This window comes from Actinokineospora bangkokensis (assembly GCF_001940455.1).
GTDB lineage: Bacteria > Actinomycetota > Actinomycetes > Mycobacteriales > Pseudonocardiaceae > Actinokineospora > Actinokineospora bangkokensis.
The window spans coordinates 65352-76902 of record NZ_MKQR01000025.1 but is presented as its reverse complement, the minus strand read 5'-3'; the positions used below and the strand labels follow the sequence as shown (position 1 = coordinate 76902).

General features: G+C 75.5%; 12 protein-coding genes. 10 read left to right on the top strand and 2 right to left on the bottom strand.

Annotation, left to right across the window (positions count from 1 at the left end; genetic code table 11):
- Positions 1 to 114: 114 nt before the first annotated feature.
- On the bottom strand, positions 115 to 750 hold the full coding sequence (locus BJP25_RS22230; protein ID WP_075976943.1) for a thioesterase II family protein: 636 nt from the start codon (positions 748 to 750) through the stop codon (positions 115 to 117).
- Positions 751 to 1031: 281 nt separating this feature from the next.
- On the opposite strand from BJP25_RS22230, the gene BJP25_RS22225 reads away from it, so the two are divergent.
- From BJP25_RS22225 to BJP25_RS34300, 3 genes are all read left to right on the top strand, one after another.
- Positions 1032 to 1613, top strand: a complete 582-nt coding sequence (locus BJP25_RS22225; RefSeq protein ID WP_158075706.1) for a DUF3558 family protein — start codon at positions 1032 to 1034, stop codon at positions 1611 to 1613.
- 190 nt (positions 1614 to 1803) lie between these two features.
- Positions 1804 to 2778, top strand: coding sequence for a sporulation protein (locus BJP25_RS22220; protein WP_075976941.1), 975 nt, complete (start codon positions 1804 to 1806; stop codon positions 2776 to 2778).
- Positions 2779 to 2961: 183 nt separating this feature from the next.
- The gene (locus tag BJP25_RS34300) at positions 2962 to 3105 is read left to right on the top strand and encodes a hypothetical protein (protein WP_158075705.1); all 144 of its coding nucleotides are present in this window, start codon (positions 2962 to 2964) and stop codon (positions 3103 to 3105) included.
- A 4-nt stretch (positions 3106 to 3109) separates the two neighbouring features.
- Here the strand turns inward: BJP25_RS34300 and BJP25_RS22215 are convergent, their stop codons facing one another.
- Positions 3110 to 3550 (bottom strand): ester cyclase, encoded by a 441-nt coding sequence (locus BJP25_RS22215; RefSeq protein ID WP_075976940.1) that lies wholly within the window; start codon positions 3548 to 3550, stop codon positions 3110 to 3112.
- 264 nt (positions 3551 to 3814) lie between these two features.
- Here BJP25_RS22215 and BJP25_RS22210 point away from each other — a divergent pair, with 264 nt between their 5' ends.
- The 7 genes from BJP25_RS22210 (at position 3815) to BJP25_RS22180 (ending at position 11527) form a co-directional block, all read left to right on the top strand.
- The gene (locus BJP25_RS22210; RefSeq protein ID WP_075976939.1) at positions 3815 to 4249 is read left to right on the top strand and encodes a hypothetical protein; all 435 of its coding nucleotides are present in this window, start codon (positions 3815 to 3817) and stop codon (positions 4247 to 4249) included.
- A 46-nt stretch (positions 4250 to 4295) separates the two neighbouring features.
- On the top strand, positions 4296 to 5789 hold the full coding sequence (locus tag BJP25_RS22205; RefSeq protein WP_075976938.1) for an ABC transporter transmembrane domain-containing protein: 1494 nt from the start codon (positions 4296 to 4298) through the stop codon (positions 5787 to 5789).
- Positions 5786 to 7501 (top strand): ABC transporter ATP-binding protein, encoded by a 1716-nt coding sequence (locus BJP25_RS22200; protein ID WP_075976937.1) that lies wholly within the window; start codon positions 5786 to 5788, stop codon positions 7499 to 7501. The genes BJP25_RS22205 and BJP25_RS22200 overlap by 4 nt, the downstream gene beginning before the upstream one ends.
- Before the next feature lie 132 nt (positions 7502 to 7633).
- Positions 7634 to 8671: a FecCD family ABC transporter permease gene (locus tag BJP25_RS22195; RefSeq protein WP_075976936.1), complete on the top strand. Its 1038-nt coding sequence runs from the start codon at positions 7634 to 7636 to the stop codon at positions 8669 to 8671.
- The gene (locus BJP25_RS22190) at positions 8668 to 9738 is read left to right on the top strand and encodes a FecCD family ABC transporter permease (RefSeq protein ID WP_233158207.1); all 1071 of its coding nucleotides are present in this window, start codon (positions 8668 to 8670) and stop codon (positions 9736 to 9738) included. Before BJP25_RS22195 ends, BJP25_RS22190 begins: the two co-directional genes overlap by 4 nt.
- Positions 9738 to 10553, top strand: a complete 816-nt coding sequence (locus tag BJP25_RS22185) for an ABC transporter ATP-binding protein (RefSeq protein WP_075976935.1) — start codon at positions 9738 to 9740, stop codon at positions 10551 to 10553. The genes BJP25_RS22190 and BJP25_RS22185 overlap by 1 nt, the downstream gene beginning before the upstream one ends.
- Complete coding sequence (locus BJP25_RS22180; RefSeq protein ID WP_198943582.1) at positions 10550 to 11527, top strand: iron-siderophore ABC transporter substrate-binding protein; 978 nt, start codon at positions 10550 to 10552, stop codon at positions 11525 to 11527. Before BJP25_RS22185 ends, BJP25_RS22180 begins: the two co-directional genes overlap by 4 nt.
- The last annotated feature ends 24 nt before the right edge of the window (positions 11528 to 11551 follow it).

Sequence of the window (11551 nt, the reverse complement as noted above, 5' to 3'; positions counted from 1 at the left end):
CGGGTGGGTGGTGGTGCGGCCCGGGTTCGTGGGGGGGGGGGCTTCCTTCTCGCACCGGGCCATCCGCTTGGGCGGGGCGGGCAGCGCGGGATCGGTGGGGGAGGAGCGGGGGCGTCAGCTGATCAACTCCATGACGCGTTCGCCCACTGCGGTGGCGATGGTGGAGGCGCAGTGGGTGAGGTAGGTGTGATCGCCGGAGAAGACCTGGAGGTCGAAGGGGCCGGTGGTGACCTGGTGCCACTCGGCGACGCGGTCGACGGGGGCTCGGGGGTCGTGTTCGCCCGCCAGGGCGGTGAGGGGGATGGCGAGGGGGTGGCCGGACCAGTGGTAGGTGGCGGCGGCTTCGGTGTCGGCTCGGGTGGGGCCGGTGCCGGTGGGGTGGGCGGGGAAGCGGCGGCTGGGGGCGGGGCAGCCGGAGGTGAACAGGGTGACCGCAGGGGTGCGGCGGGCGACCTCCAGGGCCACGAGGGCGCCGAGGCCGTGGCCGAAGAGGGCGAGGGGGGCGTCCCCGGGCAGGGCGGTGGCGATGCCCTCCGCGAGGGCTTCGACGGAGGTGAGCGGTGGTTCGGTGCGGCGGTCGCGGCGGCCGGGGTACTGCACGCCGAGGACTTCGAGGGGGTGGGAGATGGCGCGGGCGAGGGGGAGGGGGAACAGGGCGTCGGCGCCCTCGGGGGGCAGGCAGACCAGGCGGGCGGCCCGGGTGGGGGCGGTGCGCAGCCTGCGCAGCCAGGGGTCGCCGGGCGTGGTCATGGGATGTGCACTCCTCTTCACGTTCTGCACCACCGTGGCAGTCGCGGCGGGTGCGCTCAACCCCCCTAGGTCTGCCCGGGCTAGGGGGCGCAACCCGGGGCGGGTTCGGGTACCGCGCTTTTCTTGTCACCGGGAACGCAAATCGACCGGTGTCGCACAATCGCCTGCGACATTCGTCTTTGCGTGCGCGAACAACGGTGGGGAAAATGCGCTCGGGCTCCCCGGAACCGGGCGCGGGCGGGGATGATGGGAGCGCAGGGGCGGTTGGAGGGGGTGGTGCCATGTCGACCAGGGGAGCGGTGTCCGCCGCGGTGGCGGTGCTCGTGCTGAGCGGGTGCGGTGTCGGCAGCGCGCCGGGTGCCCCCGTCGTCGGGGTGGCGGGCAGGCCGACCACGCCGCCCGCGGTGGCGAAGTCGCTCGACCTGGCCGCGGCCTCCGACCCGTGCGCCGCGGTGCCGCGGTCGATCCCGCTGGGGCTCGGCGTCTACGGCGACGGGCAGCCGCACGAGGGCGGTGGTCAGCGGTACTGCGTGTGGGCCGACAAGGTGGACTGGCCGAGGATCACCGTCGCGTTCAGCTCCGCCGACCCGCTGGCGGAGGCCTACCGCGACGCCGAGCGGCCCGACCCGGGCGGCGACGGGCTGCGGTGGAAGCTGTTCGAGCCCACCGCCGTCGACGGGCAGCCCGCCCTGGTGCGCGCGCAGCGCACCGACGGGTCGCGGCTGTGCGAGGTCGTCGTGGGCACCGGCGGGGGCGGCGGGATCGTCGTCAGCGCGGGCGCGAGCGGCCCGTCGGACACCGGTGGGCAGTGCCGCACGGCGGTGTCCGCGGCGAATGAGGTCGTCTCCTCGCTGCGCGCATAATCGCGTAATCCCGACACCGCCCCAGCGTGCCCGAATGGTTCCGCCGAGTAGTCGCGCGCGGAATCCGGGAATGGATCCGCCGGTTCTTCGTCGCCGGGTGAGCAAGATCCGGTACCGTCCGATTTGCGGCATCCCTGGACGCGCGGCCCGCGGTGGGCCCCCGGGGCGCGCCGTCAGGAGGACTACCCGGATGTTCAAGCGGATGCTCTCGGCGTTCGGCGTCGGCGGACCCTCGGTGGACACCGTGCTGCACTCCCCGCACGCCAGGCCGGGCCAGGTCATCGGCGGCGAGGTGCGCATCCAGGGCGGCAGCGCCCCGGCCGACGTCGACCGGGTGCTGCTGTCGCTGGTCACCCGCGTCGAGGTCGAGCACGGCGACCACGAGGGCGTGGCCACCGGTGAGCTGCTGCGGGTGGCGGTGGCCGACCGCGTGCACGTCCGCGAGGGCCAGCGGCTGGACCTGCCGTTCCGGCTGGAGGTGCCGTGGGAGGCGCCGATCACCGCCGTCGGCGGCGCGCCGCTGCCCGGCGCGGGCGTGGGCCTGCGCACCGAGCTGGTGGTGGCGGGCGCCCCGGACCCCGGCGACCTGGACCCGGTGCAGGTGCACCCGCTGCCCTCGCAGGAGCGGGTGCTCGACGCGTTCGGCGAGCTGGGCTTCCAGTTCCGCACCGCCGACGTGGAGGCGGGCGTGCTGCACGGCGTGCCGCAGGTGATGGGCTTCTTCCAGGAGCTGGAGTTCTTCCCGCCGCACCACCTCGCCGGGCGGGTGCAGCAGGTCGAGCTGACCTTCGTCGCCACCCCGCACGAGCTGCACGTGGTGCTGGAGGCCGACAAGCGCGGCGGGCTGTTCCGCGCGGGCGGCGACGTGTTCGGCCGGTTCGCCATGCCCCACCACGAGGCCGAGCGCGCCGACTGGCGGCCGATCATCGACGGCTGGCTCAACCAGGTCGCCCACGGCCACGGCGGGCACCACGGCGGCGGGCACTACGGGGGCCAGCACTACGGTGACCACCAGTACGGCGGCCACGGCCTGCACGGCGGCCACCACGGCCACGATCAGCACCGCGGCCCCGGCATGGGCGCGATGATCGGCGGCGCCGCGGCGGGCATCTTCGGCGGCATGGTGCTCGGCGAGGTCGTCGAGGAGATCTTCGACGAGGACTGACCGTGGGATGACCGTGGGATGAACGTGGTCCGATCGGGTGGAAACACGCGAAGATGCCCGCCGGATCGCTACGAGTGGTAACTACCGACGGGTCGTTGCGATGGACGCAACGACCCCCCGGTCGACCGGCGGCGGCGCCCCCCGCGCCGCCGCCGCGCCGGGCCCCCGACGAACCGGGTAGCCATGACACTGCTGTGGATCACCGCCGCGCCCGTCGCCGCCGCGCTCACCGCCGCGGTCTGGCGCGTCCGCCGCGCGAACAAGGTCCTCGACACCATCCTCACCGAGGAGACCCCGACGCAGGACCTCCCGCTGCCGGTGCGCTGAGCGGTCAGTGGGCCGGGCCGAGGCAGTCGCGCAGCGCCGCCCGGTCGACCCAGCCCAGGTGCGCCGCCACCCGCTCGCCGCGGAAGGCGAACCGGTGCACCTGGCGCCACCCGGCCCGCCGACCGTCGCGGCCGCTGGGCATGAGGTCGGGCGCGCGGTAGGTGCCGACGAGCGCGAGGTGCGCCTCCACCGTCCCGGGGCCGCACTCGCGCAGCAGGTCCACCCGCGCGCGCAGGTCGGGGAACCGGTCGTGCAGGCGCCGCAGCGCGAACCCCAGGCCGGGCAGGCCGTCGTCGAACAACCGCAGCGCGGACACGTCGCGCACGTCCGGGTGCGCGAAGTGCGCCAGCGCGGCGTGGTCGGCCTCCACCAGGGCTTCGCGGACGAAGGCGGCGGTGGCGGCGAACCGCTCCCGGGCGTCGGGGCGGGTGAGGGCGGTGGTCAAGCGTGCTCCCGGGTCTTTCGTCGTCGGACCCGGCGGGGTGAGGGAGGCTCGAAAAGTGTAGGCGCGCGGTGGCCGCCGCGCGCGCCGAGCGCCGTCGCGCACCGTCACCGCCCGACCCCGGTTGTGTCCTGAGTGGACGGCCCGGGTGCCCGTTGCGCTGCGCCGGTGCCTGCGATGAGTGGGTGACAAGGCGCGACGACGAGGGTGCCTCGCAGCTACCCTGGGGGGTGACGGGGACGGGGTGCGGCGGGGTGGTGCTCAACCGTGGAACTGCGCGTGGACGAGCTGGTCGGCCGGACGATCCGGCGGGTGCGCCGGGTGCACTACGTCGACCCCGGCGGTGAGGCCGACACCGCCTCCGGCTTCCTGGAGCTGCGCGCCGACGACGGCTTCGTGGCCCTGTTCGACTCCGGCGCCGACGGGCGCTCCATCCGGGTCGAGGCCCGCGAGTGGGTCGACCCCTTCACCGAACCGCTGACCTCGGCCAACCGCGAGTTCGTCCGCAAGCACGGCCGGTGGGCGGTGTTCGACCGCTCCGCCGCCGACGGCTACGCCCAGGTCGTCGGGAACACGGTGGTGGCGGTGCACATGGCGCGGGCGGGCGGCAAGGTCGTCGGCGTGGACATCGTGCTCGACCGGTGCTTCGTCTCGATGCGGGTGAGCCTGGACGAGCTGCGGGTGTGCGTCTGCGCCGTGTGACCGGTCGCGCTCCCGGGGTGTCGGTGGGTGAGGTTAGCCTGCCCTCATGCACGCGCACCGTCGGCGGGTCCTGCTCGCCTGCCTGCTCGCCGCCCTCTACCAGACCGGGGAAGCCCTGGTGCCGGTCGTGGTCGGCGTGGTGATCGACGAGGCGACCGCCCCGCACGACGGGTGGGCGCTGGTGCGCTGGTGCGCCGTGCTCGCCGCGGTGTTCGCGCTGGTGTCGTTCAGCTACCGCTGGGGCCACCGGGGCGCGGAGAAGGCCGCGCTGTTCATCGAGCACGACGTGCGGCTGTCGGTGGTGCGCCGGGTGCTGCGCGGGGTGCCGGGGACCCCGGGCGAGCTGGTGCACCTGGCCACCGGCGACGCCAAGCGGGTCGGCTCGCGGGCGCTGGCGGTGCCGCTGGGCGTCTCCGGCGTGGCCGGGTTGGTGGTGGCCGCGGTGGCGCTGCTGCGGATGTCGGTGCCGCTGGGCGCGCTGGTGCTGGTGTCCGCGCTCGTCGTCGCCGCCATCACCGGCGTGCTGGCGCGGCGGTTGGAGGGGCGCGGCGCCCGCGAGCAGGAGCGCGCCGCCGAGGCGGTGGGCGTGGCCGCCGACCTGGTCGCCGGGTTGCGGGTGCTCAAGGGCATCGGCGCCGAGCGGGCCGCGCACGCCCGGTACCGGCCGCTGAGCCGGGCCTCGCTGGACGCCGCCGTGGCCGCGGCCCGCACCCGGGGCGCGCTCGACGGCGCCGTCGCGGGCCTCAACGGCGTGTTCCTGGCCGGGGTGGCGCTGGTGGGCGGTCGGCTCGCGCTGGCGGGCGACATCAGCGTCGGGGACCTCGTCGCGGCCGTGGGGCTGGCGCAGTTCGCGGTGTGGCCGTTGACGATGCTGGCCTGGGTGGCCGGGGAACTGGTGCTGAGCAAGGCCTCCGGCGCCCGGGTGCGCGAACTCCTGGCCACGCCGGAGGACGTGCCCGACGGGGGTCGCGCCCTCGGGCCGGTGCGGGGGGCCGTGGCGGTGGACGGGTTGTCGGTGCGCCCCGGCGAGCACGTCGGCGTCGTCACCGCCGACCCGGCCCCGCTGCTGGCCGCGCTGGCGCGCGAGGCGGGCACGTTCACCCTCGACGGCGCCGACGTCGCGGGCGCGTCCCTGGACGAGGTGCGCGCCGCCGTCCTGGTGTCACCGCACCGGGTCGACCTGTTCGCGGGCGACACCGTCACCGACGAGCGCGCGCTGGCCGCCGTCGGCACCGTCCCCGACCGCGACCCGCGCGAGCTGTCCGGCGGGCAGCGCCAGCGGCTCGCCCTCGCCCGCGCGCTCGCCGCCGACCCCCCGGTGCTGGTGCTGCACGACCCCACCACCGCCGTCGACACGGTCACCGAGACCGCCATCGCCGCCGCCTTGCGCGCACTGCGGGCGGGGCGCACGACCATCCTCGTCACCACCAGCCCCGCCCTGCTCGCCCACACCGACCGGGTGGTCTTCGGCGACCGCGAGGGCGCGCACGCGGACCTGGTGCGCGACCACGCCGACTACCGGGCGGTGGTGCTGGCATGAGCGCCCTGCTGCCCACCGCCGCCCCGCGCCAGACCTGGCGCGCCGTCTGGGACCTGGTGAGGGCGCGGCCCCGGTTGGCCGTCGTCGCCGGGCTCACCCTCGTGCTCGGCACCGGCGTCGGCCTGCTCGCCGCGCCGCTGCTGGGCCTGGTGGTGGACGCGGTGATCGCCGCCGACCCGGGCGCGCTCACCTGGCCCGTGGTCGCGCTCGGCGCGGTCGCCCTGGTCTCCGGGGTGGCCACCGCCGTCAGCGGCGCGAAGGTGGCGCGGCTGGGCGAGTCCGTGCTGGCCGACCTGCGCGAGCGGTTCCTCGGCGCCGCGCTCGACCTGCCGCTGGCGCGGGTGGAGGCGGCGGGCGCGGGCGACCTCACCGCCCGCGCCAGCCGCGACGTCGGCGTGGTGGCCGACGCCGTGCGCACCGCCCTGCCCACCCTCGCCCGCTCCGCGGTGACGATCGTGCTGAGCCTGGTGGGCATGGCCGTGCTGGACTGGCGGTTCCTCATCGCGGGCGTGCTGGCCGCGCCCGTGCAGCTGCACACCGTCCGCTGGTACGCGCGCAACGCCCGCAAGGTCTACGCCGAGCAGCGCATCGCGGTGGGCGCGCAGCAGCAGCAACTCCTGGAGTCGGTGGAAGGCGCGCGCACCGTGCGCGCGTTCGGCTTGCGCGACAAGCACACCGACCTCGTGGCCGAGCGCTCCACCACCGCCGTGGACCTGGCCGTGCGCGGCGTCTACCTGCTGACCCGCTTCTACAGCAGGCTCAACCTCGCGGAGTTCATCGGGCTCACCGCCGTGCTCGTCACCGGCTTCTTCCTGGTCGACGCGGGCGAGGTCACCGTGGGCGCCGCCACCGCCGCCGCGCTGTACTTCCACGGCATCTTCAACCCCATCAACGCCGTCCTGGGCCTGGCCGACGACCTGCAACTCGCGGCGGCGTCGCTGTCCCGGCTCGTCGGGCTGCTGCTCGAACCGTCCGAGCGCGCCGAACCGCGCCCGCACCCCGGTGCCGACCTCAAGCTCGCAGGCGTCCACTTCGGCTACGACGGCACCCCCGTGCTGCGCGGCGTCGACCTGGAGGTGCTCGCGGGGGAGCGGGTCGCGCTCGTCGGCGCCAACGGCGCGGGCAAGACGACCCTCGCCCGCCTCGTCGCGGGCGTGGCGGAGCCGGACGAGGGCTCGATCACCCTCGGCGGCGTCCCCGTGCGCCCCGGCTGCCCCGTGCACCTGGTGAGCCAGGAGGTCCACGTCTTCGCCGGGAGCGTGGCCGAGGACCTGCGGCTGGCCCGCGCGGGCGCCACCGACGACGAGCTGCGGGCGGCGCTGCGCGCCGTGGGCGCCCTGGACTGGGTGCAGGCGCTGCCCGACGGCCTGGCCACCCGCGTCGGCGACGGCGGGCACCCGCTCACCGCCGCCGAGGGCCAGCACCTCGCGCTGGCCCGGCTGGTGCTGGCCGACCCGCCGGTGGTGATCCTCGACGAGGCGACCGCCGACGCGGGCAGCGCGGGCGCCCGGGTGCTCGAACGCGCAGCCGACGCCGCCCTGGCGGGCCGCACCGCGCTCGTCGTCGCCCACCGGCTCACCCAGGCCGCGGCCGCCGACCGGGTCGTGGTGCTCGCGGACGGGCGGGTCGCGGAGGCGGGCCCGCACGCCGACCTGCTGGCCGCCGGGGGCGACTACGCGCGCCTGTGGGCGGCGTGGTCCGCGCCGCGCTGAGGACTGGAGGAAGTCACCGACAGTGACGGCATGGCGGGATTGTGACGGCGAACTCCGAGGTCCGACTACTCAACGGGACTGTCGTTAGCCTAACCTAAGACAGCTCCGGAGCCCGGTCGACGAGGAGGTGCCATGGCCGCAGGTGCCCCCGCCGCGCCCGTGCGCGCGCGGCCCGCCGGTCGGCTGGCCGCGGGTCTCGCGCTCGCCGCGGTGCTGCTCGCCGCCGTGGTGGTGCTCAGCGTCTTCGTCGGCAGCAAGGCCATCCCGGCGGGGACCGTCCTCGACGCGCTGTTCCGGTTCGACCCGCAGAACCCCGACCACCTGTTCGTCCGCACCGAGCGGGTGCCCAGGACCCTCGTCGGCCTCGTCGTCGGCGCCGCGCTCGGCGTGGCGGGCGCGGTGATGCAGGCGGTGGCGCGCAACCCGCTGGCCGACCCCGGCATCCTCGGCATCAACGCCGGAGCAGCGCTGTTCGTCGTCATCGGCATCGTCGCCTTCGGGGTCGCCACCCTGCCCGGCTACGTCTGGTTCGGCTTCGCGGGCGCCGTGGTCGCCTCCGCGCTGGTCTACGGCGTCGGCGCGCTCGGCCGCGAGGGCGCCACCCCGCTCAAGCTCGCGCTCGCGGGCGCCGCCGCCAACGCCGCGTTCGTGTCCATGACCACCGCGGTGCTGCTGACCAGCACCGACGCCTTCGACCAGTTCCGGTTCTGGCAGGTGGGGGCGCTGTCCGGGCGGTCGATGGCGGTGTTCTGGCAGGTGCTGCCGTTCCTCGCGCTCGGCCTGCTGCTCGCCTTCGCCGCCGCCCGCCCGCTCAACGCCCTGGCCATGGGCGACGACCTCGCCCGCGCCCTGGGCCAGGACGTCACCCGCACCCGGGTGCTCGCGGGCGCGTCGGTGGTGCTGCTGTGCGGGGCGGCCACCGCCGCGGTGGGCCCGATCGCGTTCGTCGGCCTCGCGGTGCCGCTGCTGGCCAGGGTCGCCACCGGCCCCGACCACCGCTGGCTGCTGCCCCACTGCGCCGTGCTGGCCCCGGTCCTGCTGCTCGGCGCGGACGTCGTGGGCCGGGTGATCGCCCGGCCGGGGGAGCTCCAGGTCGGCATCCTCACCGCCGTCATCGGCGCCCCGGTGTTCATCGCGCTGGTGCGCGGCAAGGGGGTGGCGGCCCCGTGACCGCGCCGCACGAGGCGGCCCCGGCGCCCGGGGTGGTCGCACCGCACGAGGTCATCGCGCGCAGCCGCTGGGCGGTGCGCCGCCGCACCGCGCTCGTCGCCGCCGCGCTGCTCGCCGTCGTCGTCGCGGCCGCCGCCGTCTCGCTGAGCCTGGGGCGCGGGTACGTGTCCCTGCCCGACGTGCTGTCCACACTGGCCGGTCAGGGCAGCAGAACCACCGACTACATCATCTTCGACCTCAAGCTGCCGAGGGCGCTGGCCGCGGTGCTGGTGGGCCTGGCCTTCGGCGTCTCCGGCGCGGTGTTCCAGAGCCTGCTGGGCAACCCGCTCGCGAGCCCGGACATCATCGGCATCAACACCGGCGCGAGCGCCGCGGCGGTGCTCGGCATCACCGCGCTGGGCCTGAGCGGCACCGCCGTGTCGCTGGTCGCGCTCGCGGGCGCGCTGCTCACCGCCGTGGTCATGTACGGGCTCACCTGGCGCGGCGGCATCTCCGGCTCCCGGCTGGTGCTCGTCGGCGTCGGCATCGCCGCGATCCTGCTCAGCGTCGTGTCCTACGTGATGACCCGCTCGCAGGTGGCCACCGCCCAGGACGCGCTGGTCTGGCTCACCGGCAGCCTCAACGGCCGCGGCTGGGCCCAGGTCGTGCCGCTGGCGGTGCTGCTGGCCGTGCTGCTGCCCGCGGTGGCCGCGCTCGCGCGCACCCTGGGCCTGCTGCGCCTGGGCGACGACGCCGCCAAGGGCCTCGGCGCCCCGGTCGAACCCGCGCGCCTGGGGCTGCTCGCCTGCGCCGTCGCGCTCGCGGGCGCGGCCACCGCCGCCGCCGGGCCGGTGGCCTTCGTCGCGCTGCTCGCCGCCCCCATCGGCAGGCGGCTGGCCCGCGACGGCAGCCCCGCGCTGCTGGTGTCCGGGCTGGTCGGCGCCGCGGTCGTGCAGGTCGCGGACTTCGCCGCGCAGAACCTGCCCGGCCTGCCGCAGTACCCGGTGGGCGTGCTGACCGGCGCGGTCGGCGCCCCCTACCTGCTCCTGCTGCTGGCCAGGGCGAACCGGACCGGGAAGGGCGGATGATGACGGCCGAGCACACCCTGCGCGCGGACGCGCTGCGGCTGGCCTACGACCGCCGGGAGGTGGTCAAGGGCCTCACCGTGACCATCCCGCCCGGCAAGGTCACGATGGTCGTCGGCCCCAACGCCTGCGGCAAGTCGACCCTGCTGCGCGGGCTCGCCCGACTGCTGGCCCCGGTCTCCGGCGGGGTGTTCCTCGACGACCGGGACGTGCACGACATCCCCAACCGGGAACTGGCCACCGTGCTCGGCATCCTCCCGCAGACCCCGGTCGCCCCCGAGGGCATCACCGTCGCGGACCTGGTCGGCCGCGGCCGCTACCCGCACCAGGGCTGGTTCCGCCGCTGGACCGCCGCCGACGACGCGGCGGTGGCCGAGGCGCTGGCCGCCACGAACACCCTGGAGGTCGCCGACCGCCCGGTGGCGGAGCTGTCCGGCGGGCAGCGCCAGCGGGTGTGGATCGCCATGGCCCTGGCCCAGCGCACCGACCTGCTGCTGCTCGACGAGCCCACCACCCACCTCGACATCACCCACCAGGTCGAGGTGCTCGACCTGCTGACCGACCTCAACCGCGCGCACGGCACCACCATCGCCGTCGTGCTGCACGACCTGAACCTGGCCTGCCGCTACGCCGACCACCTCATCGCCCTGCGCGGCGGGGAGGTCGTCGCCCAGGGCGGGCCGACCGAGGTGGTGACCGCGGACGTCGTCGAGCGGGTCTTCGGGCTGCGCTCGCGGATCGTGCCGGACCCGGTGTCCGGCACCCCGATGGTCGTGCCGATCGGCCGCCACCACTGCCCAGAAGGAGAAACACCGTGAAGCTCCGCCTCTTCGCCGCGGTCGCGGCCGCCGCGCTCGCCCTGGCGGGCTGCGGCCAGGTGGAGGACCCCTCCACCGGCGCCCAGCCCGCGGGCGGCGCGGCCCAGCCCGCCACCGTGCAGACGATGTTCGGCGCGGTGACGGTGCCCGCCAACCCGCGCAAGGTCGTCGCGCTGGGCTGGTCGGACGCCGAGACCGCGCTGGCCCTGGGCGTGCAGCCGATCGCCGCGAGCGACTGGCTGGCCTTCGGCGGCGAGGGCGTCGGCCCGTGGGCGGCGGGCAAGTACACCACCGCGCCGCAGATCCTGCCGACGCTGGAGCTGGACTACGCGGCCATCGCCCAGTTGCAGCCCGACGTCATCCTCAACACCCGGTCGGACAACTCCGAGGACAAGTACAAGGAGCTGTCCAAGATCGCCCCCACCGTCTCGGCGCCGTCCGGTGTCGTCGCCTACGGCACCACCTGGCGGCAGCAGATGGAGCTGGTCTCGCAGGCGCTGGGCAAGGCCGACGAGGGCAAGAAGCTGATCTCCGAGGTCGACGCGGCGTTCGACAAGGCCAAGGCGGACCACCCCGTGCTCAACGGCAAGCAGGTCGCGGTGGGCGCGTACTACTCGGACAAGTACAGCGCCTACGTGCGCGGCGACTCCCGCGTGGACTTCCTGGAGAGCCTGGGCATGAAGAACAAGCCCGAGGTGCAGGCGCTGGCCACCGGCAGCTTCAGCGTGGACCTCTCGCGCGAGCAGATCGAACTGCTCAGCTCGGACCTCACCGTGCTGTTCCCGATCGGCTCCGACGCCACCCCGCTGAAGAACGACCCGATCCTCGGCTCGATCCCGAGCGCCAAGGCCGGGCACCTGCTGATCCTGGAGGACAAGACGCTCATCAACGCGTTCTCGTCCGGGTCCACGCTGGGCACGCTCTACGCGATCGACAAGGCGACGCCGATGTTCGCCCAGCAGCTCGGTTCCTGAGCGCAGGACAGTGGGGCGGCGACG